General features: G+C 68.4%; 19 protein-coding genes and 3 pseudogenes. 7 read left to right on the forward strand and 15 right to left on the reverse strand.

Annotated features, from left to right (window positions below):
• Positions 1-286: 286 nt before the first annotated feature.
• Positions 287-664 carry a hypothetical protein gene (locus WAB15_RS04695; RefSeq protein ID WP_407285429.1) on the reverse strand — a complete coding sequence of 126 codons (378 nt, stop codon included), beginning with the start codon at positions 662-664 and terminating at the stop codon, positions 287-289.
• A gap of 224 nt (positions 665-888) precedes the next feature.
• Positions 889-2,276, reverse strand: a pseudogene (locus WAB15_RS04700) (penicillin-binding transpeptidase domain-containing protein).
• A 162-nt stretch (positions 2,277-2,438) separates the two neighbouring features.
• Here WAB15_RS04700 and WAB15_RS04705 point away from each other — a divergent pair.
• Complete coding sequence (locus tag WAB15_RS04705) at positions 2,439-3,152, forward strand: hypothetical protein (RefSeq protein ID WP_407285430.1); 714 nt, start codon at positions 2,439-2,441, stop codon at positions 3,150-3,152.
• 332 nt (positions 3,153-3,484) lie between these two features.
• Here the strand turns inward: WAB15_RS04705 and WAB15_RS04710 are convergent.
• The 5 genes and pseudogenes from WAB15_RS04710 to WAB15_RS04730 all read right to left on the reverse strand — a co-directional run.
• Positions 3,485-4,016 (reverse strand): annotated as a pseudogene (locus tag WAB15_RS04710) (pseudouridylate synthase); the annotation flags it as partial.
• A 127-nt stretch (positions 4,017-4,143) separates the two neighbouring features.
• On the reverse strand, positions 4,144-5,799 hold the full coding sequence (locus WAB15_RS04715; protein ID WP_407285431.1) for an MFS transporter: 1,656 nt from the start codon (positions 5,797-5,799) through the stop codon (positions 4,144-4,146).
• Positions 5,796-6,551: an SDR family NAD(P)-dependent oxidoreductase gene (locus WAB15_RS04720; RefSeq protein WP_399144636.1), complete on the reverse strand. Its 756-nt coding sequence runs from the start codon at positions 6,549-6,551 to the stop codon at positions 5,796-5,798. Before WAB15_RS04720 ends, WAB15_RS04715 begins: the two co-directional genes overlap by 4 nt.
• Positions 6,552-6,635: 84 nt before the next feature.
• Entirely contained in the window at positions 6,636-7,493 is an 858-nt protein-coding gene (locus WAB15_RS04725; protein ID WP_399144635.1) for a helix-turn-helix transcriptional regulator, read from the reverse strand.
• Positions 7,494-7,553: 60 nt separating this feature from the next.
• Complete coding sequence (locus WAB15_RS04730) at positions 7,554-8,489, reverse strand: oxidoreductase (protein ID WP_407285432.1); 936 nt, start codon at positions 8,487-8,489, stop codon at positions 7,554-7,556.
• Between the two features lie 104 nt (positions 8,490-8,593).
• Here WAB15_RS04730 and WAB15_RS04735 point away from each other — a divergent pair, with 104 nt between their 5' ends.
• The gene (locus WAB15_RS04735; RefSeq protein ID WP_407289162.1) at positions 8,594-9,214 is read left to right on the forward strand and encodes a TetR family transcriptional regulator; all 621 of its coding nucleotides are present in this window, start codon (positions 8,594-8,596) and stop codon (positions 9,212-9,214) included.
• Between the two features lie 322 nt (positions 9,215-9,536).
• Here the strand turns inward: WAB15_RS04735 and WAB15_RS04740 are convergent, their stop codons facing one another.
• A complete protein-coding gene (locus WAB15_RS04740) occupies positions 9,537-10,031 on the reverse strand; it encodes a transposase (RefSeq protein WP_407285433.1) in 495 nt (164 codons plus the stop codon).
• Between WAB15_RS04740 and WAB15_RS04745 the strand changes: the two genes are divergently transcribed.
• Both WAB15_RS04745 and WAB15_RS04750 read left to right on the forward strand, forming a co-directional pair.
• Positions 10,011-10,460: a TerB family tellurite resistance protein gene (locus WAB15_RS04745; RefSeq protein ID WP_407289163.1), complete on the forward strand. Its 450-nt coding sequence runs from the start codon at positions 10,011-10,013 to the stop codon at positions 10,458-10,460. The genes WAB15_RS04740 and WAB15_RS04745 overlap by 21 nt on opposite strands.
• Before the next feature lie 241 nt (positions 10,461-10,701).
• Positions 10,702-10,848, forward strand: coding sequence for a hypothetical protein (locus WAB15_RS04750; RefSeq protein ID WP_407285434.1), 147 nt, complete (start codon positions 10,702-10,704; stop codon positions 10,846-10,848).
• Positions 10,849-10,869: 21 nt separating this feature from the next.
• Here the strand turns inward: WAB15_RS04750 and WAB15_RS04755 are convergent, their stop codons facing one another.
• Together WAB15_RS04755 and WAB15_RS04760 are read right to left on the reverse strand one after the other, a co-directional pair.
• Positions 10,870-12,126, reverse strand: a complete 1,257-nt coding sequence (locus WAB15_RS04755; RefSeq protein ID WP_407285435.1) for a protein-glutamine gamma-glutamyltransferase — start codon at positions 12,124-12,126, stop codon at positions 10,870-10,872.
• A 1,068-nt stretch (positions 12,127-13,194) separates the two neighbouring features.
• A complete protein-coding gene (locus tag WAB15_RS04760) occupies positions 13,195-13,938 on the reverse strand; it encodes a 2OG-Fe dioxygenase family protein (RefSeq protein WP_407285436.1) in 744 nt (247 codons plus the stop codon).
• 215 nt (positions 13,939-14,153) lie between these two features.
• Here WAB15_RS04760 and WAB15_RS04765 point away from each other — a divergent pair, with 215 nt between their 5' ends.
• On the forward strand, positions 14,154-14,900 hold the full coding sequence (locus WAB15_RS04765) for a class I SAM-dependent methyltransferase (RefSeq protein ID WP_407285437.1): 747 nt from the start codon (positions 14,154-14,156) through the stop codon (positions 14,898-14,900).
• Positions 14,901-15,046: 146 nt separating this feature from the next.
• Here WAB15_RS04765 and WAB15_RS04770 read toward each other — a convergent pair whose 3' ends face one another.
• Positions 15,047-15,721 carry an integrase core domain-containing protein gene (locus tag WAB15_RS04770; protein ID WP_407289164.1) on the reverse strand — a complete coding sequence of 225 codons (675 nt, stop codon included), beginning with the start codon at positions 15,719-15,721 and terminating at the stop codon, positions 15,047-15,049.
• Between the two features lie 86 nt (positions 15,722-15,807).
• Here WAB15_RS04770 and WAB15_RS04775 point away from each other — a divergent pair, with 86 nt between their 5' ends.
• Together WAB15_RS04775 and WAB15_RS04780 are read left to right on the forward strand one after the other, a co-directional pair.
• Positions 15,808-16,224 (forward strand): PQQ-binding-like beta-propeller repeat protein, encoded by a 417-nt coding sequence (locus tag WAB15_RS04775; RefSeq protein WP_407285438.1) that lies wholly within the window; start codon positions 15,808-15,810, stop codon positions 16,222-16,224.
• 140 nt (positions 16,225-16,364) lie between these two features.
• Positions 16,365-16,786: pseudogene (locus tag WAB15_RS04780) on the forward strand (sugar ABC transporter substrate-binding protein); the annotation flags it as partial.
• 52 nt (positions 16,787-16,838) lie between these two features.
• Here WAB15_RS04780 and WAB15_RS04785 read toward each other — a convergent pair.
• The 4 genes from WAB15_RS04785 to WAB15_RS04800 all read right to left on the reverse strand — a co-directional run bounded on the left by WAB15_RS04785 (position 16,839) and on the right by WAB15_RS04800 (position 20,758).
• On the reverse strand, positions 16,839-17,306 hold the full coding sequence (locus tag WAB15_RS04785; RefSeq protein WP_407285439.1) for an ATP-binding protein: 468 nt from the start codon (positions 17,304-17,306) through the stop codon (positions 16,839-16,841).
• 248 nt (positions 17,307-17,554) lie between these two features.
• Positions 17,555-18,427 (reverse strand): carbohydrate ABC transporter permease, encoded by an 873-nt coding sequence (locus WAB15_RS04790; protein WP_399144629.1) that lies wholly within the window; start codon positions 18,425-18,427, stop codon positions 17,555-17,557.
• The gene (locus WAB15_RS04795) at positions 18,424-19,320 is read right to left on the reverse strand and encodes a carbohydrate ABC transporter permease (protein WP_407289165.1); all 897 of its coding nucleotides are present in this window, start codon (positions 19,318-19,320) and stop codon (positions 18,424-18,426) included. Before WAB15_RS04795 ends, WAB15_RS04790 begins: the two co-directional genes overlap by 4 nt.
• A 49-nt stretch (positions 19,321-19,369) precedes the next feature.
• Positions 19,370-20,758 carry an ABC transporter substrate-binding protein gene (locus WAB15_RS04800; protein ID WP_399144628.1) on the reverse strand — a complete coding sequence of 463 codons (1,389 nt, stop codon included), beginning with the start codon at positions 20,756-20,758 and terminating at the stop codon, positions 19,370-19,372.
• Positions 20,759-20,773: the final 15 nt, after the last annotated feature.

The raw sequence follows: 20,773 nt of genomic DNA on the forward strand, positions 1-20,773 counted from the left end.
TCGCCCACGCCCCCGGCGCCAAAATCGTCCCCGGACGGTCCCTCTCCCTCCACCTCCCCAACCTCGTCGGCACGGGAAATCGACCGCTGTCACGCCCTCTGCAGACAACGCACCGCCGACTCCCCCGACCACCAAGGAGAAGACCGCAGCCAAGGGGAAGAAGGGGCCGGCGGCCCCGAGAGGGGTAGCGTCAGGTCGTTTTACGTGGTCGGTGAACCGCCGAGGAATGGCTGCTGGGGCCCGGGGCACCGCGATCATGGCCGCAGAGCTGCGCCACTTCAGGTCGTCAGAGTTGGCCGCCAACGATGTGAGAGACGTGCTCCTGCGGGATGCCCAGTATCCGGCTCGCGTCCCGCTGGCTCAGACCGAGCTGCGTGACGAGAACATGGACGGCTTCGCCCAATGCTTGCTGCTCTGCGGCGATGGCCGTCATCAGTTCGGCGCGAGCCTGCCGGACATGCTGCAGTGGGCCTGCTGCCTCCGGGATGACCAGATCCACGCAGATGTCGTCAGCCGGCACCTGGAGCGCCCCTGCAATGATGTCGCGGGCGCGAGCCTCGGCCTCCCCCAGAGTGCGCCCCTGGCTGTAGAGAGCCAGTTCAGGAATGTCGACGTTCCACCACCGCCCAGCCTGGCGCAGGTGGGCTTCGTAACGCATGTTCACGGAATTCGACCCTTCACATCTTGCTCGCACCAGCACCCTAGCCACCGCTTGAGGCGATGGAGACCGACGGGGCTCCGTAAGCGGGCTCTGACCGACCCGTCGCCCCGACCGGCACCGGAGCTGCTTGGTTCAACCGCGGCCGTGAAGGCCGCCCCGGGATGCCAGGTCGACGTTGCCGCGACGTCTCGTCTACCTGTGCGCTCCCTGCGCTCGCCTACCGCAGCTCAGTCCGCCGAGCGCAGGATCTGCGCGACGATCGGGCCCGCCGAAGATCCGCCGTGCCCGCCCGCGGGGACGACCGCTGCGGCGGCCAGGTCGTTCCGGTAGGCCGTGAACCAGCCGTTGGGCTTCTTCTGCCCGTCGACCTCCGCCGATCCGGTCTTCGCACCGATCTTCCCGTCCAGCCCCGCCATCGCCTCAGCCGCGGTGCCGGAGGTCGCGGTCAGGCGCATCAGGGAGCGCAGCTGCTTCGCGGTGTCCGCGGACAGCGGGTGGGACGACTTGGCGAGCTGCCGGTTGTCGACCGACGGGTCGACGATGTACGGCTGGTGGAAAGCTCCCGAACGGACGGTGGCCGCCACCGACGCCATGGTGAGCGGGTTCATCCGGACTCCGCCCTGGCCGATCAGCGAGGCAGCCGTCGGGGCGCCGGTCTGCACCGGCACTGCCCCGTCGAAACTCGGCACGCCGATCCCCCAGGTCCGCCCGATCCCGAAGACGTCCCGCGCCTCTTTGGTCAGCTCGTCGTTGTCGAGCTTCTCGGCCTGGCTGATGAAGGCGGTGTTGCAGGAGCGGGCGAAGCTCTGCTCGAAGGTGCCGTTCTTGATCTCGAACTTGTCGTCGTTCTGGAACTTCCAGCCGCCGTATGTCACGTACTTGGGGCAGGGGTGCGGCTCGCCGTAGGCCGCGAGGCCCTTGTCGATCAGCAGCGCCGACGTGATGACCTTCATCGTGGAGCCGGGGGCGAAGGAGCCCTGGAAGGCCGTGTTGAAGCCGTGAGCAGGGGAGTTGGCGGCAGCGAGGATCTCGCCCGTGGAGGAGTCGAGGACGACCGCCGCGGCTTTCGGGCGCTTTCCCGCTGCCTTCTCGGTGATCGTCTGGAGCTTCGAGTCGAGTGTCGTACGGAGAGTGCCCGGCGTGCCTTTGGAGAGCACACCTTGCCCGTCTTCTTCTCACGGACCACGCCGAGCTCGGATCCGTACGTCCAGGTGGCGCGCTTTCCCTCGTACGAGATCTCGGCGCTGACACTGAACGGCATGGTCGCCCCAGTGGGCGTGCCCGGCTTCAGAGACACCTTTGCGATGTGGGCGTCCTTCCGGTAGCCGGTCAGCGCGGTCGCCGCGGCCTCACGGTCGTCTGTCAGAGCCGCGGCGCGGTCCGGTTCGCCCGCCGCCCAGGCGTCGAGGAAGTCCCGCGCGGTGGCGCGGACCTCGACCGCGCTGGGCGGGCCGGTCTTCACCGGTACGGGTTGGTTCTCGCCGGAAGCGCTGTCGCTCGTGCTCATGAGGCTGTACGCGCCGTACCCGCCGGCCCCCACCGTCGCGGCGATCGCCCCGGCGATGACGGCGACCTTCGCGCCGCTGCGCTTCGGCTTGAAGCCGCGACTCCCCATTGGAGAAACTCCCGAAGTATCTCGGTTTCTCCTTGGCGTCCTCACTGCTCACACCCGTGTCAGTCGGTCGTTAGCGGAGTGGCAGCCTTGCAATAGCGGCCCCGGTCAGAGTGGGTGACGTATCGAGAACCAACGACACCGACCGCCCCGGGGGACCCGAAAATGAGCTCCAGCACCAGTGTTCGCACCGCTCGTCGCCGCACCCTGCGCATTGCCGCCGCGGCCCTGACCGCAGCCGCCGGCCTCACCCTCACCGCCTGCTCCGGCTCGGACGCCGCCGACGCGAAGTCCGCGGGCCACACGAGCACAAGCTCTGCCGCCGCCAAGTCCACCGCCTCGGGCTGGTCCGGAGTGCAGAGCTCCGATGCCAAGGCGAGCACCGGCGCCAAGGCCGACACCAAGGCGGACGCCGCGGGCAAGCAGTCGGGCGGCGCGCAGTCCGCCACGAACAATGCGGCATCCCCGGTCCGCACCCAGACCCTGGTGGACGGCAGCACGGCCAAGATCTACGACCTCGGCTCCCAGCGCTACCGCGCCAAGATCGTCAGCCACGGTTCGGTCGTGGCCACGATGGAGACGACAGGGCAGGACGCCGACGCCGGGCTCGACGCCAACGGCATGTTCGTCGTGCTCACGATGGGCGGCGAGGTCCACTCCTGGATGGGCGGCGAGCACCAGGGACCGGGCACCTTCAAGCTCGCGGGCGGTTGGAAGGCCAAGGTCACGAAGGTCGGCGAGCTGCGGTACCGCGCGCAGATCATCGGCTTCGAGGGCGTGGCCGCCACTCTGGAGACGAAGGGACACGACGTCGGGGTCGACGCCAACGGCGTGTACATCGTGCTCAGCAACGGCGGCGTGATCAGCGCCCACAAGTAAAGGCCGCCCGGCCGCGGCGGTGCAGCCACCTCCGGCGAAGCAGCTCCACCGCCGCAGAGACAAGAGCGTTCGAGTATCCCCGCAGAGTCGGAAGCGGCGAACCGGAGCACAACCAAGACCCGTCGAACACCGCACAGCGCGACCCCGCCGTCACACGCAAACCCCCGCCGGATCAGGCCGGCAGGGGTTCCTCACCTCTCACGCGCTCTCACCAACAGAGTTGACGCCCCTGTACACAAGGTCCTGACCTGCCAATTACGCCCAAGTCCTGGACCGCCTGGACCACCTGGACCGCACTAGACACGATCTACAACCTCCTGCTTGATCTTCCGTTTGCGCACCCGCCGCCCGGCGAACAGCCCCTGGTACGCCCCCGGTCCTCGGGCCGTACGACGAACAGCGCCGGCCCCGCCGTCAGCCGGTCCAGCCGATGCGCGGGCTGCAGCGTGGGCAGCCCGAGATCACGCCGCAGCCGGGCCGGCGCGGTCTCGGTGACATGCCGCCCCCGCGGCGTCGTGGCAAGAAAATGCGGCTTGTCGGCCACCACGATCCGCTCGCCCCGGTGGACCACCCCCACCTCGAACGGAACCGCCACCTCCGGCGCAAGATCCCGGTGAAACCATACATACCCCCCGGCCGTATAGGGCTCACCCCCGCTCAACGCTCCGTCTACCCCCACAAACCGCCCCGCCCGCAGCATCTCCTCCACCCGCCCGACCCCAACGGCCCCCGCAAACCGGTCGACCAGATGCTCCCGGACCGTCCCCCAGACCCCACCCGGATCGGCCGGCAACCGCACCCGCACGGGGTCGATACCGTCGCGCTAGGGGAGCGGGGCGGGGGAACGGGCGATCTGCGTCTCATGAGGGCAAGGGGGACCTCGCCGCACCGGGAATTCTCAAGCCGGGGGTCGGGGGTCGTGGGCCGGGGGCCGGGGGCCGGTACCAGAGCTCCGGTGCCCGGTACAACGAGACGCCGTGCGGCCCCTGCGTTACCGGAACCGGGCAGCCGTCGTCGCCTCGGACGCGGGTTCGCCTGCGGTGGCCGGATCACGCTCGGGCTCGGGCTCGGGCTCGGGCTCGGGCTCGGGCTCGGGCTCGGGCTCGGGCTCGGCCAGCATGGCGTAGATCGCCAAGGACAGAGCCATGCAGATTCCCGCGCTCGTCCACAGGACTGTCTGCCACGCACCGGTGAGCCCGTGCGTGACATAGTCGAAGAATGCCGGCCGGTTTTCGGTCGGCAGCCCGGACAGCGCACCGGTGAGGTCGCCCGCGTTGACACTGTTGGCCAACTCACCGGCGCCACCGCGGTAGGCGGGGAATCGTCGCAGCCCATCGCCCAGCCCGTCCCGTACGAGATCGACCAGTGCTGCTCCGACCGCAGCGATGACGACGGCCTCGCTGCCCAGCCGCAGCGTGTTGAGAAAGCCGGCCGCTGTTCCGGTGGCCTCGGGAGCCACGACGGTCAGCACCGCGCCATCGACCAGGCCGAAGTTGAGGCCGAGCCCGACGCCGAGCGTGATCATCGGCCCGGCCAGTGCCGCCAGGCCCACACCTGGTCGAAGGACGAGGGCGAGCCACGCGAGACCGATGGTCAGGCACATCAGGCTGAGGCCGAACACGGCCCGGGTCGACAACCCCCACTTGATCAGCCTTCCGGCAAGAAGCGGGGTCACCAGGATCGGCAGCGCCATCACCAGCATCGTGGTGCCCGCCGCCCGGCTGCCGGCGCCGTTCGCGACCATGAGGTAGTTCGGCAGCAGCGGCAGCAGGATCACGAACGAGAACGTCACCACCACGGGGATCAGACACAGTGCCATGAACCTGGCGTTGCGCAGCAGCTTCAGATCGAGCATCGGATACCGGGCGTGCCGCTCCACCAGGACGAACGCCACCATCAGTGCCACTGATCCGGCCAGCAGGCCCAGTACGCCGGCGCTGCCCCACCCCCACTGAGGCCCTTCCACCGTGCCGAGCATGAGCAGGAAGAGACTGCTGACGAATGCTGCGGTGCCCAGCCAGTCCACCCGGGCCGCCGTCACACTGCGTGACTCGCCCAGGAACGGGACGGCGGACAGGACCAGCAGCATCAGCACCGCGTGCAGCCCGAAAAACGCACGCCAGCCCAAGGTGTCCGCCAGCGCCCCTGCCGCCATGGCTCCCAGGGCGAGTCCACCACCTGTCACGATGCCGACGGCCGAGAACGCCCGGTGACGCGCCGGCCCCTCGAAGGTCGCAGCCAGGAGCGAACACCCACCGGTCAGCAGCGCGGCAGCCCCCAAACCGGCAAGGCCGCGCGCCGCATCGAGCAGGAAGATGTTGCTCGCCGCCGCGCTCACCAGCGACGCCACAGTGAACAGCACCGCACCCACCGCGAACACACGGCGTCGGCCGAACAGGTCGGCCAGCGACCCGCAGGCGAGCATGCAGCTTGCGAAGGTCAGGTTGTAGCCGTGCACCGCCCACTGCAAGGCGTCCAACGACGCACCGGTGTCCCGCCCGATATGCGGGAACAGCACCCCCGCCCCGGTCACCGAGGTCGGAAGGATCAGCAGCGTCAGCAGTACGGCGGACAGCGCGACGGCGGGTTTCGGCCGTCGCGCGGGTCCGCCCGCGCGAAGAGTCATCGTCGTGCCGTCCTTCGTCATGCCGCGGGTACGCAGCCGGCGAGGCCGCCGTCGACAATGAGGTCCTGACCGGTGATGTACGAGGCGTCGTCAGAGGCCAGGAAGGCCACGGCCGCCGCGATGTCATCGGGGTGGCCGAGGGAGCCGAGGGGCACCTGCGCGGCGTCGCGTGCCTCGGCGCCGGGCTCGGGGTTCGCCCCCCGGTACATGGCCGTGTCGATGTAGCCGGGACTGACGGAGTTGACCCTGATGCCACGCGGCGCCAGATCGGCGCCGAGCGTGCGAGCAAGGTTGTGTACGGCGGCCTTGCTCGCAGAGTAGACAGACGCGACGGACAGCCCGCGGTGCAGGGTCCACGAGGCGTTGATGACGACGGCACCGCCGTCCCGCAACAGCGGCAGCGCCTTGTGGACGGTGAAGAAGACACCCTTGAAGTTGACGTCGACGGTGTGGACGAAGTCGGCCTCGGTGATCTCGGCAGCGGGCTTGAAGATCCCGACGCCGGCGTTGGCGAAGACGGCGTCCAGACCGCCCCGCCAGGTCCCCACCCGCCGCATCAGGTGATCGAGATCGGCCAGGGACGACACGTCGGCGCGGACCGCGAGAGCCCGCTCGGCGGCGTTGAGCCGGGCGACGGCGGAGTCCAGTCGGCCCTGGTCACGACCGGTGATGACGACATACGCGCCCTCGTCCAGCAGCCGCCGTGCGGCAGCGAACCCCATCCCGCTGGAGCCGCCGGTGACCAGGACCGTCTTGTTCGTGAATCGGTTCATGACGACGATCCTCGAGCGGCTCGCCGAGGGCCGGCAGTGTCGGCTGAGCCTGGGTCTGCCACCACCACCCTGGGCCCGCGGACTTCAGGCCGCGCCGGACTCCCGTACGCCCAGCAGCGCGGCCAGACGGGCCTCGGTGCCGGTCCCGGCCGCAGGGGTGTAGAGCAGCAGTCGATGGCCCGGCAGGTCCGCAAGCGGCAGTGCGGTGTACTCAAAGACCAACTCACCGCCTGCCGGATGAGCCAGTGCCTTGGTGCCCTCGGTCGCGGTGCCGACGGGATGCTCCGCCCAGACCTCCGCAAAGGCGGGGCTCGCCGCGCACATGTCGGCGGCCATACGGCCGAATTCCGGGTCGTCCGGGTAACGGGCCGCATCCGCCCGGAACTGCCCGACGATCGCCCGCGCGGCGTCCTCCCAGTGGCAAATCTCCGACCGAAAGCGGGCGTTGGTGAAGAAACTCACCAGGCAGTTGTGGTCGTCCTCCCCGTATCCGAACACCACACGGGCGGCACGGTTGACCGCGGCCAGATGCCAGTGCCGGTCGATGACGTAGGCGGGACGCGGCAGCCAGCCGTCGATCACCCGCAACAGCTGGGGCGAGATCTCCCGGGCGGCCGGAGGCGACTGCGGCGGGTTCAACCCGGCCAGCAGATACAGATGCTCCCGCTCCGCGCCGTCGAGCCGCAGCACCCGCGCGACGGCATCCAGGACGTCGGCCGACACATTGATCTCCCGACCCTGTTCGAGCCAGGTGTACCAGGACACCCCCACCCCGGCCAGCACCGCCACCTCCTCCCGCCGCAATCCTGGCGTACGGCGCCCGCCACCCCCGGGCATCCCCACATCCCCGGGCGTCAGCCGCGCCCGCCGCGACCGTAGGAACTCACGCAGCTCGGCGCTGCGCCGTCGCCTTGCGCCCACCGAAAGTCCGGAGATACTCATCCGCCCATGCTAGACAGCGCCGTGGCGACACCCCACGGCACCCGAGCCAACGCCCATCAGTTAGACCAGGGTCGGAAACACGAACGGCACGTCGGTCAATTCTTCCGACAACTCCCACAGACGGCGGCCGGTCTCGGCATCGGCCGCCGCGGGGGACAACTGCACCCGCGTCGGTGCGCCGCGCAGCTCGGCCAGGCCGTCCGGCCCGATGAATTGCCCGCTCTCCACGTCGGGGGCGGTCGCCGCGTACAGCTGGGGCAGGGCACCCTGGTCCGGGGACTGCGCGAGCGGAGTGAGGATGCGGCCGAACAGCACCTTCACCACGCCGACCGGCCCGCTCGTCTGCAGGTTGGTGGCGGTATAGCCCGGGTGGGCGAGCAAGCTGCGCACCGGGCCGCCGGCCGCGGTCAGCCGCCGGTGGAGTTCCCATCCGAAGACAGCGTTGGCGAACTTCGACTGGTTGTAGAAGGCCATGGGCGAGTACTTGCGCTCGCCGGAGAGGTCGTCGAAGAAGAGGCGCCCCTGCCTGTGGTTGGTCGAACTTACCGTGACCACACGGGGGTCGCGGCCGACGGTCAACAGGTCGAGCAGCAACCCGGTGAGCGCGAAGTGGCCGAGATGGTTGGAGGCGAACTGCAACTCGTGGCCCTGCGCGCTGAGCGTCCGCGGCGGCGCCATCACGCCGGCGTTGTTGACGAGCACGTCCAACCGCGGATGGTCGGTATGCAATTGATGAGCGAAGGCTCGGACCGAGTCGAGATCAGCCAGGTCGAGGTGGCGCACCTCAAGGCTGGCGCCCGGCTGATCGGCGGTGATCTCTGCGACCGCCCGGTGACCCTTTCCCTCGTCGCGTACCGCAAGGATCACGTGCCCGCCCTGGCGGACGAGCCCACGGGTGGTCGCCAGGCCGAGGCCGCTGTTGGCCCCGGTGACGACGAACACCCGCCTGGTCTGGTCCGGAATCTGCTCGGCAGTCCAGCGCTGATGCTGTGTCATACGGCATACGGTGCCCCTAGTGGCACTTGGTGTCAATACGCGCCTAGGTGCCACACGAGGCATGGCTTTACCATCGTCCGGTGAGCACCCGCCCTGAAATCAGCATGGCCCAGCGCAAACGTCAGCTCGTCTCGGACGAACTGACCGAAGCGGCACTGCAGTTGCTAGCGCTGAAGGGGTTCGACGCGGTCACCATCGACGAGATCGTGACCACAGCCGGCGTGTCCAAGCGAACGTTCTTCCGGTACTTCGCGTCCAAGGAGGACGTGGTCGTCCAGTTCCTGGCCGACATGGGCACGGGCATCCGCGCAGAGTTGGCGGCCCGCCCCATCGAGGAGCGGCCCTCCGCGGCGCTGCAGCACGCCGTCTCGATCCCCATCGCCGCCTGCGCCGACCACTCCGACAGAGCACTGCGAGTGGTTCAGCTGATTCTGCGTACCCCCGCCCTGCTCGCACGCTTCCTGGAGCGCCAGGCGCAGTGGCGCGACGACCTGACGGCGGAGTTGGCGCGCCGCCTGGGGCTCGACCCCGACACCGACCTGTACCCGCAGCTAGCCGCCGGGATGACTCTGACCGCCTTCAACACCGTGCTACATCGGTGGAGTGACAGCGGCAGTGCCGAGGACCCCTCCGAACTGACCAACCGGGCCTTCGCCATCATCGCCCCGGCGTTGGACGCCGTCGAACGGCGGGCCTCTCCCGCGCACGTGCATCGCGGTGGATGAGTGAGCCGCTTCTGCAGCCGTCCAGGGGCGTCTGCTGGTGGGCGGCGTCTACCTATGTGCCACTGAGGCAACGACTGCGCTGGCTGGCCGCGTCGATCAACAGGCACCTCTGCGAGGCCGACGGGCTCACCGACAGCGCGGCGGTGCGCCAACTACCCACCCATTTTGAAACGATCAGTTAGCCGTGCGGCCCGTTTCAACCCGGATCTCGCGGACGGTTGCGAACAGGTGGTGGTCGGGCATCCAGACCGTCATGCGGCTCTTGATAAAGGCGATTTCAGAAATGCGGACCCACACTCTCCCGCCCGAGGAGCGATGCAGCTCAGGTTGTGGTCCACGCGGCTAGAGTCCGCCCCCCTGCTTGAGGATGGTTGGCCGGAGGTACGTTCTCCTCACCCTCGTTGGTCTTCGCATACTTGAAGGGGTCATAGCGCCGGCGGGTCTGCGCGATCCGGTGCAGGGCAGCGTTGGCCTGCCGGTCCCCGCCGCGGTTGAGGCGACGGTACTGCCGCGCGCCCGAGGAGCGCTCGATGGGGCTGACCCCGCACAGCGCGGCGAACGACGCCTCACTGTGCAGAGGTTCCGGGTTGTCCCCCACCGTGATCAGCAAAGTGACGGCCGTGTCCGGCCCGATCCCCACCACCGTGAGCAGCTGCGAGGCGTGGCGCTCCGCGAGCAAGGCCAGGCGGCGTTCCAGGTCCTGGATCTGGTCGGTGAGCTGCTGGATTCGGTGGGCCAGTAGGCACAGGGTGACGGCGAGTTCTTCTGCCCCGGCTGCGGCGGCGACCGTAGCTACCTGCGCCGCATCGGCCGCCATCGGTTCGCTCTCCTCGGCATCCCCCTCCTCCCCCGCGGCACCGCGGGAACCGTGGTCGAATGCGCCGCCTGCCGGACCTGCTTCCGGACCGACGTCCTCGGCCACCCCACCACCACCCGCTTCTCAGCGATGCTCCGCGACGCCGTGCACACCGTCGCCCTCGCCGTCCTCGCCGCCGGAAAGGAGGGCATCGATGGCAGCGGCACCGCGCTCACCATCGAACTCCACGAGGTCCTCGACCCGCTCGCCCCCCACCTGGCCCCCGCCGGGAGCGAGGACATCCTGCTGCAGGGCGCCCGCATCGCCCTGGCCGACGGACCGTACACCCCCAGCGAGCACCCAACCCTGGCCGCGATCGGCCGGGCCCTGCTCCTCAGCCACGAGGACACCGAACGACTGCTGGCCATCGCGGCCCGTACGCCGTCGTAAGGCGCCGTATGCGTCCTCTCCCTGACAGCGAGTGCGACGAACAGTGCGGCCGGCCTCAGCGTAAGGAAGGAAGACGGCGTCAGGAAAACAACGCCGTCGCGACGGGAGAAGGGCCTCCCCCCTGCACCACGCGCACGCCTGTCCCTCCGCGACTGTCCCCCCAGGACCCCAAGGACGCGCCCCCGCCGGCACATCGGCACCGGCGCCGCTTCTGCTTCCTGAACCAGGATGCCGGCACGCCGTGATCGCCCTGCCCGCCGAGAAGAGCCACGTGCGCACCGTACGCCGCTTCGTCCTGGCTCACCTGAACCGCTGGGGTGTGACCGAAGAAGACCGGGACCGCATCGACGCCGGCGTGTGGCGGGCTGGGGGGGAGAGGGCCGGGTGACCCGGCCCTCCTACCTGGCTGTTACGACCAGCCCTGCTTCACCTCGGCGGGGGCGGTGTTCCAGTTCTTGGGTATGAACGTGATGACGTAGGTTCCGCGGTCGAAATCCGCGTACCCGGCAGACCAGTTCCGGAACTTGCTCTCGTATACGTTCATGGGGCCCAGGCCGCTGTTGGGCGCGTGATAGTGGTTGGCGTGGGTCCATATGGTTTTGTCGGCATCCGCTTCCGTCTGAGCCCCAAACCAGCCGTAGTCGAAATTGACCCAACTTTCGCCGGGTTGGGCGGGACTGCGCGGAATATTCCTGTCCTTCGACATGTCGACCAGCCCTGTGCCCTGGTCGGGGCGGAAGGCATCCGGGTCGCCGTACTTCCTCTTGTCAGAGGAGCCCCGCTGGTCCTGCCCGCTCCAGAAGTGTTTCGAGTAGACCACCGCCTTCATCTTGGACGGGTCGTAGTTGCCTCCATCCCTTTCCTTGAAGGACGGCGTATTCCTCAGCGCCGAGAAGAAGTTCGAGCGGCTGTCCTCGTAGCGCAGAGCGTCATTTTTGTTCGCGAGCTCTGTCTTGAGGTTGTCGATGTAAGTCCCCTCGTCGTGCGCATTATCCAGGGCTTTGTTCATGACGGACGCCACATCACGCGCCCGCTTGAAACCCTTCCCCTCGTCGAAACTGTCCTTGACGATGCGCCCCTCAAACTCGGCTTGCGTCTCATTGGGGCGTGGTCTGCTGTTTTCCAGGTTACTCTTGTACTTGTTCTCGTCGAAGAATGCGAACGCCAATTTGTTCGTCGGGTAGGGGCCCGAATTGACCCAGGTGATGCCGACGCAGCCGTAGGACAGCTTTTCTCGCTGCTCTTCGGTCATTTGCTGTTGGTTGCCGTCGCGGTGACTGTAGGCCTGCTGCCACTTGCGTATGTAGTTGTTGACGACCGTAGTGGCCCTACCCCCGTAGGCCCGGTACGCGTCAGGCATCCGGTTGAGCGGCTCGGCGGGAGGGGTCACCCTCTCGTCGACAGCGTCGGGGGCCCGGAGGAGCGCACTGGCGCTCGGCGGCAATTCCGCCAGAGAATTGCCAGGTTGACCCGCAGTCAGGGCTCTTTTGTTCAGTGCGTTGATGTTCTTGACGTCCTCCGCCGTCAGGCCGTGCGTTTCGGCGTAGGACCCCTCCCTTGCCCCGTCGCCGCCGCTGGCGGCATGGCTGACCGACGGCATGACTCCAGCGGTGCATATCGCCGCACTCACAGTGGCGAAGGCGAGTAAACTCCGACGTTTGTACATGAAAATCAGTAACTCCCTTGTTGTGGAATCTCGTGAAACGGGGCATGCGAGCGGACGACGCAATGAGGGGTTTGCGGTAAGCAGCCGCTCCGTGACCTCAGCCGCGCTGTCCTGGGTCGCTGCGCCGGCGACAGGAAGGAACGCCGCCACGAGGCGGAAGGAGATGCGGCAACGGCGGTGGCGGCGCGGCCGTCGCCGGTCATGACCTGGTGGGCCGGCGGGCCGCCCGGGTCGGGCGGCACCGGTGCCTCGCTACATCAGCGTCGCCGCCGAGGCGACGACGCGGGCCCGGTCCGGGGGGTCGAGGTCGCCGTAGCGGACCTCGACGCGCGGATGGGAGTGCATGAAGTCGCTGTCGCCCCGGCGGACCTGGCCAGGATGGCCGACAGCGGCGGCCGCCGGGGCGACGGGGGCGGGGCGGCCGCCTGGGCTCCCTGGGCGAGGGGCAGGGCGGGGGCGCCGGTCACGGCGACGGCAGGGAGAGCACGCAAAGCGATTGGGCGTATCACGTATCGGCTCCTGGATGAGTGATCAGGTAGATACGAGCAGTGATCATGCCCCCGCGCCAACTCCCCGGCAACGTCGCGGTCTTACAATCGGCCAATCTGTCACGTAGGGCATATCTGGCCACGTATCCGAGCCGGCCTGTGGGGATGCGATGCGGCAGCGTTCCCCTGCTCCTGGCGTGTGGTTCGCGGCGAGGCCGGTACCGATGCTGTCGAGAATCCCACGGTGCGGTTGAAGCCGTCGTCGACCGGGACGAAGAGTCCCATTCAGCGGGGGTGAACCGGCTACGGGAGCGCCGTCAACACGCTAAGTGCGGGTCGGTGGTGTCGCGGCCGGGGCGGATGGTCCGGTCCGGACGTCGATTCGTCAGGGCTTGTTTGCGACTTGGTCCTCCGGCTACCAGTGGGAGCCCTGCACTACGGCCCGCCCATCCGTCACAGGACGCCACGGATCACCGGTTCTGAATGAGGTCGGGCCGGTGTCGGGACAAGCCCACCAGTACGGGACGCCGTCATCGGGCTACCTGCGCACCCGATAGCTCCGCATTACCGCGATCGATTTCTACTCGTCGCAGACGGTGTACGCCATCACCAGGACGTCGCGATGGGCGGCGGCCGTGGCATCGCGCCGATGGACGGGCGTGACAGAGTGCAATGTCCGGCGGTCGTCGCCGAGTAAAAGGTCTCCGGGCTCGGTCAACGATGTCGTGAGAAGTGTCCTGCCGTCGTGGTCGTAGACCGTGCTCTCGCCGCCTCCGATGTTGTGTCGGTCGATCAGCAAGGACGCAATGAAGGTGACCCCGTCGCGATGGCGCCCTTCCGGGGTCGGCAGACCAACCTCGTGACCGGCAGAGATCCGGAACGGATGAACCTTGACGCGCCAGCGGTCGGTGCCATCGGTCGTGGCGGCGAAGATGCGGCCGAGGGACACCAGAAGATCCCGCAAAAGCGGCTCACCGGTGAAGTCCGTGGTGAGCGGGTCCAAGTGCCGCTCGACGCCACCGTTCAGCGGGTTGACCTCACGCTGCTGCACGAAGGGGCCGTGCGGCGAAAGGACCAACTCACCACTCTGCACGACAAGCCGGTATTCGCCATAGCGGCGGAACCTGTACGTACCGCCATCACCCATGAATCTGTCGAGGGTAAGTTCCTCCCAGTGGCGTGCAAAACGCGCCCACCGACATCCCTCCACGCCGATCAGCTGGGAGAGCTGCTGGGCCGGCACCACATGACAACCCTCGTTGGTCAACGCCCGGACTGCTGCCGCGACAGCTGGGGCAGCGCTCAAGACCGCGATCACCGACATGATCCGACCCTTCCCCCTGCCCAGCAGGCCGAAGCGCAGTTCCTCCCCTCCACACGCCTCATCTCAGACACTGTCTTGATCGGCCTTACCGGCACCGGCAGACTCAACCGGTCCGCTCCCCCGCACTCGGCCAACGGCAGCGGTGTTCCGATTCACATCGTTCGCCCGGAAACCGGTCCGAGGAATCTGTGGAACGGTCTGTGGAAGGGGCATGGATGGCAGCGCATCAGTCGGTCTTCAGCATGTGCTTCGGTGAGGTCGCCGGACTCTACGACCGGTCCCGCCCGAAGTACGCCACCGAGGCGCTCAGGTGGGCACTCGGTCCCCCACCGCTCCGCGTTGCCGACCTCGGTGCCGGCACCGGCATCCTCAGCCGACAATTGGCCGCACTCGGCCATGACTGCGTCGCGATCGAACCCGACGCGAGAATGCGCCACCACTGGCGTCAGACCACGGGGACACGGGTAATCCACGGAACCGCCGAGGACATCCCGCTGCCCGACCACAGCGTCGACGCCGTCGTCACCGGCGAGGCATACCACTGGTTCGCCCCGCACCGCGCCCATGCCGAAATCGCCCGGGTCCTCAAGCCCGGTGGATGCTTCGTCGCCCTATGGATCGTCAGGGACGAGACCACGCCATGGGCCGCCGAACTCTCCGCGCTCCTCGCCCGCTACGACCGTACGGGAAAAACCGAAGTCAAAGGCCCGATCATGCAACAGCCCTTCACACCGGCCGCCCGGAAGGAGTTTCCCCACATCGCTCAACACACCCACGACTCACTGCTCGACCTATACCGGTCCCACTCCTACTACATCACCGCTGCCCGGCCCCAACAGCTCACATTTGAACGGGACTTAGAGCACCTCATCCGCACCCGGATCACCTCGAACAGACGCGCCCGCTTCGCCCTTCCCTGCCTCACCCTCGCCTATCGCACCCGGCTCGCCGACGACCGCTAAGGGCTGTCCCGTAATCCCTGGTGGATCAGCGCACGGCGTCAGATGCGGTGCATCGCAAGGCGGAGGGACGTCCGGATACTGGGCGTATCCGGACGTTCCGACAACGCGGCGAGGTGCCGTAGCTGTCGTCGTGCGCCCGCCAGGGGTTACGGGACAGCCCTTAGCCAGGTGTGTTGTCCGGAGAGGTTGGTGCCGCGGCCGGCTGGGGTTCGGCCGCTGATTCCGGTGTGGGGTCGGTGGTAGTTGTACCAGTCCAGCCAGTCGGGAAACGCTGCCTGTCGTTCGGTGTCTGAGGTGTAGGGCTGTTGGTAGGCCCATTCTTCGAGCAGGGTGCGGTGAAGGCGTTCCACCTTGCCGTTGGTCTGTGGCCGCCAGGGCCTCGTCCAGCGGGGGCTGATGCCCAGGTCGCGGCAGGTCTGGCGCCAGGTGTTCTTGGTGTAGGCCCAGGCGTTGTCGGCGGGCCGGGTGCGTTCGTAGCGGCGGACGGGTTCGCCGGTGGCCCGGTCCGTGGCGGCCAGAGGCGGCAGGCTGTGGCGCTTGAGGATGCGGTGGGCGGTGGAGGCGGCGACGCCTGCACGGACGGCCAGCCGCAGTGGGCCGATGCGGTGCGTCCGTCGTAGGTGGATGACCTGTTGTTCCACTGCGGCAGGTGTGCGGCGGGGCTGGCGGTGGGGGCGGCTGGAGCGGTCTTTCATCCCTGCCCGGCCGTGCAGTCGGTAGCGGCCGGCCCAGCGTGAAGCTGTTGTGTGGCTGACTTGGAAGCGTTCCGCGGCCCTTCGCAGCGGCCAGCCATCGTCGACGACGCACCGGGCCAGACGCAGCCTGCGGCGGGGGCTGAAGCTGGGGGCGGGCGCTGTGGGGGCGCCACGGCAAGAACGCCGAGCAACGGCTGCACGCACTCAATGCCGTGACGGGCGCGGTGCGTTGGACCGCGCCGGCCTTCTCGACCAAGTCCTACGAGAGCCCCGTGATCGCCGCCGATGCCGACTCGGTATATCTGACCTGGAGCGAGGACCTGGACCTCGACCATCAACTCACGACTGTCCAGGCGTACGACGCGCGCACCGGCCGCCCCCGCTGGCGGGCAGAACGCACCGAATCGTCCTACTCCGCCGTCACGGCCCCCGGGCACCACCTGATCGTCGGCTACTTGGACGACTGGTACGGCTATGACACCCGCAGTGGCCGGGCCAGGTGGCGGGTGAGCTCGGGGGAGGACGGGACGGCATCGACACCGCCCCTTGTCGCGGATGGCGTGGTCTATCGCGCCAATGAGGAAGGGGTGCGGGCCATCCGGCTTTCCCAGCGCCCGGAGGAGCTATAGGGCCTGTCCGATGGGTCAGGGCCGGGCCCGCGACGCGTAAGGCGGCATGAACCTGAAAGACCGTGAAAGGTGGATATCCGCAGGCCAGACAGGCACTGAGCCACATACCCGCAGGTCAGCGTCGTCCGGTGGAGGCCTTCATCCCGACCTCCGACACCAGCAGCCGAACCCCCAGGAGGTCTCTGCACTCCTCTCGCGCTTCCCGGACGCCTGGACACACTCCGTAGCCATCAACGACGTGTACTTCGCCGATGCCGCCCCGGCCCTGCGCGCGGCCCGCAAGAAGGGCGGAGGCGCCCCGTTCAACATGGGCGCGGGCGACGGCGATCCCTCCGCCTTCCAGCTCATCAACAGCCGGCAGTTCCAGGCGGCCACCGTTCCCGAGCCGTTCGGCCAGCAGGGCTGGCAGATCCTCGACGAGTTCAACCGCGCCTTCTCCGGCGCACCCGCCAGCGGCTACGTCGCCCCCGTCCACATCGCCACCGCCGCCAACAGCCGCGGGGCGACGACCTGGGACCCGCCCGGCTACCGCGCGGTGTACCGGAAGATCTGGGGGCGGTAGACCGACCGGGCCGGCCGGCGGCGGCCGCCGGGGAGAGTCCGGGAGGGTCAGGTCAGTCTTGGAAGGCCTCGGTCGGCCGCCGGAGCGTCGCCCGGACCCACTTGCCGCCGGCGGGATCCGGTCCGCAGGTCCAGGACTCGGCGAGCGCGGCGATGATCGTCATCCCGCGTCCGCAGTCCTCCTCACGTCCGGCCGCACGCTGGACGGGCAGGATCACCGATCCGTCGTGCACCTCGATGTGCAGCACATCGGATTGCAGCGCCAGCCTGAGGGTGACCTCGGAATCCGGCCCCCGCTCGCGCCCGTATTCGGCCAGCAGCCGAGCGCCGTGGCGAATGGCGTTCGTGGCCAGCTCGCAGACGATCAGTACGGCGGCTTCGATGAATTCTTCGTCCTCGCCGCGCAGTCGCAGGAATTCCGCGGTGAAGGTGCGCGCCTGCCGGGCGGAGGACAGGACTGCCGGCAACGCGCAGGAGGCAGAGGTCAGTTCGACATCGCGGGCGATGGCGAATTCAGCCACAACAGTCATTTCCTTGACCCTTCAAACGAGCAAGCGTGCGATCAACGCTGCCGCATCGGCGGCTTTTGCTCATGTGAGCAATAACAGCTCATATATGCAATTTCCCTTCCATTAAAGATCCGTGAAATGCGGTGTCAATAGCCTGTGGCGGCATTTTTGAAAGATGAGCTGTTTCCGCTCAGACGAGCGGTATTGCCGCGCCGTGCGGGACGGTGCGCGGTGGCGCGGGAGTGCCCGGTGAACCGGCGTCATTTCACGGCTCCGAGGGAGAGGCCCTGGACGAGTTTGTCCTGGGCGGCGAATCCGGCGAGGAGTACGGGGAGGGAGATGACGGTGGCGGCGGCGCAGACCTTGGCCAGGAACAGGCCCTGGCTGGTGACGAAGCCGGTCAGGAAGACCGGTGCGGTGCCGGCGACGGTGCCGGTCAGGACGCGGGCGAAGAGCAGTTCGTTCCAGCTGAAGATGAAGGAGATCAGGGCGGTCGCGGCGATGCCGGGCATGGCGACGGGGGCGACGATGCGCAGGAGGGTGGTGTGCAGTCCGGCGCCGTCGAGGCTTGCGGCTTCGAGCATTTCGGCGGGTACTTCGGACAGGAAGGAGCGCATCATCCACACCGCGATCGGCAGGTTCATGGAGGTGTAGAGGATGATCAGCAGCCAGATGTTGTCGAGCATGCCGGTGTTCTGGGCGACGAGGTAGATCGGTAGGAGTCCGGCGACCAGGGGCAGCATTTTGGTGGAGAGGAAGAAGAACAGGACGTCGCTCCATTTGCGTACGGGCTTGATGGACAGCGCGTAGGCGGCGGGGACGGCCAGGGCCAGGACGATGAGGGTGGAGAGTACCGACGCGGTGAGCGAGTTGATCAGTGGTGGCCAGGGGCTGATGCCGGTGCCTTCGCCGAAGAACTCGCGGTAGCCGTGCAGGGTCAGGGAGGCGCCCACGCTCGGTGGGTTGGTCGCCGCGTCCGCCTCACTGTGGAACGACGTCAGCACCATCCACGCCACCGGCACGAAGAAGAGCAGAGCGCACAGCCAGGCGAGCAGCCCCAGGTACGCACTGCGGCGGCGTCGGCGACGGGCGGGAGCGGGAAGCCGGTGTGCGGCACGCGGCGCACCGGTCATCGGGAGCCCTCCTCGCGGAGCAGGGACGAGACGGTGCGCAGCGCGAGGGTGGCCACGAGCAGGGAGCCGATCAGCACGACGACGCCCTGCGCGGATGCCCGTCCGTAGTCATGGGCCTGATAGAAGGTCTGGTAAATGGTGTACGGCAGGTTCGCGGTGCCCAGGCCGCCCGACGTGATGGTGAAGACCGCGTCGAAGTTCTGGATGATGAAGACGGTCCCGAGCAGGGCGGCCAGCTCCAGGTAGCGGCGCAGGTGGGGCAGGGTGAGGTAGCGGAAGATGTCGAAGGCGGACGCACCGTCCACCCGGGCGGCCTCTACGACGTCGGCGGGCCGGCTCTGCAGCCCCGCGAGCAGGATCAGCATCATGAACGGTGTCCACTGCCAGATCAGCGACACCTCCACGGCGGCGAGCGGAGCGCTGGTCAACCAGTCCGGCTGCGGTGGATCGTCGCTGCCGAACAAGCTCCACAGCCAGGTCAGTGAGCCGTTGAGCAGCCCGTAGGAGGCGTTGAACAGGGCGTGCTTCCACAGCAGGGCGGAGGCGACCGGCACGATCAGAAAAGGCGTGATGAGCAGGGTGCGGACGAGGGCGCGGCCGTGGAACCCGCGGTCCAGCAGGAGCGCGAGGCCGAGCCCCAGCAGCAGGCTGACCAGTACCACGGTCACCGTCAGCAGGATCGTCGTCCACACCGCATTGCGCAGCACGGGGTCGGTGAAGACGGCGACGTAGTTGCCGAAGGCGGCGAAGCCGCGGTTGTCCGGGGCGAGGGCGTTCCAGCGCAGGAAGGAGATCACCACCGTCGCCACGAACGGGAGCTGGGTGACGACGACGAGGAAGACGAGGGCGGGCAGCAGGGGCGCGCGGCGGGCCCGGAGCCTGGCCCGGTCCAGGGCCGTGCGGCGGGGGTGGGAGGTCGTGTGCGGGCCGGGCCGCGATGCGTCAGTGGCCTCCGTAGGCACGCGCCACCTCCCGCGCCAGTCGCTGGCCGTGACGGAGTGCGGCGGACACGCTCTGCTTGCCGGCGATGGCCGAGCTGATCTCGTGGGAGACCTTGGTGCCGAGGTCGGCGAACTCGGGGATACCGACGAACTGGATCCCGGGCGCGGGTCGGGGCTGGAGCCCCGGGTCGTCGGGCCGGGCCGAGCTGATCGCCCGCTCGGTCGGGCCGGCGAAGGCACGGGCGGACCGGATGTACTCGGGGTTGCGGTAGAGGCTGGCCCGCTTGCCGCCGGGGACCTTCGACCAGCCCAGGGTGCGGCCCACGAGCTGCTCGTACTTCTGGCCGGAGGCCCAGCGGATGAACTTCCAGGCCGCGTCCTGGTGCTTACTGGCCTTCTGCACGCCCCACGCCCAGGTGTACAGCCAGCCGGAGTTGGCCGTCCGCTCCACCGGCGCCGGTGCGTAGCCGACCTTCCCCGCCACCTTCGAATCAGCGCTCTCCAGCGAACCGGCCCCGGCCGTCGCGTCGTACCACATCGCGACCTTGCCCTGCTGCATGTCGTTCAGGCACTCGGTGTAGCCCGCCTGCGGGGCACCGGCCTCACCGTGCTCGCGCACCAGATCGACGTAGAACTGGGTGGCCTTGGTGAACGCCGGGCCGTCCACCTGGGCCCGCCAGTCCTTGGTGAACCAGGTGCCGCCGAAGGTGTTGACGACGGTCGTCAGCGGGGCGATCAACTGGCCCCAACCGGGCTGGCCGCGCAGGCAGATGCCCTTCATGCCCTTGCGGTGGCCGTCCAGCTTCCCGGCCAAGGAGGCGACCTGCCGCCAGGTGGGGTGGGCGGGCATCTCCAGCCCGGCCTCCTCGAACAGGTCCTTGCGGTACATCAGGAACGACGACTCGCCGTAGAACGGCTCCGCATACACCTTCCCGTCGGCCGCCGTCAGGGACTTGCGGACCGGGGCGAGAATGTCGCCCTGGTCGAACTCGGGGTCCTTGGCGGCACGCGTACCCAGCTCGGTCAACCAGCCGTTGCGGGCGTAGATCGGCGTCTCGTAGTTGCTCACGCTCGCCACGTCGTACTGCCCGGCCTGACTGGAGAAGTCCTGGCTCATCTTGTCGCGCAGATCGTCCTCCGGCAGCACGGTGAACTTCACCTTCACACCCGTCTCCTTGGTGAAGTGCTCGGCCGTCAGCCGCTGCAGATCCACCATCTGCGGGTTGTTCACCATCAGCACGTTGATGGTGTCGCGGCCGCGGTTGCCGACATCGCCGGCGCCCCGGTAGCAGCCGCCGGCCGCCACGGCCACGGCCAGGACCACAGCGGCGCCACCGACCGCACGGCCGAAGCGGCCACGGCCGGTCCTTCCACGGCGTCGTGCTCTCACGGCTGGCACCTTTCA

Source organism: Streptomyces sirii (genome assembly GCF_045690365.1).
In the GTDB taxonomy this organism is placed as follows: Bacteria; Actinomycetota; Actinomycetes; order Streptomycetales; family Streptomycetaceae; genus Streptomyces; species Streptomyces sirii.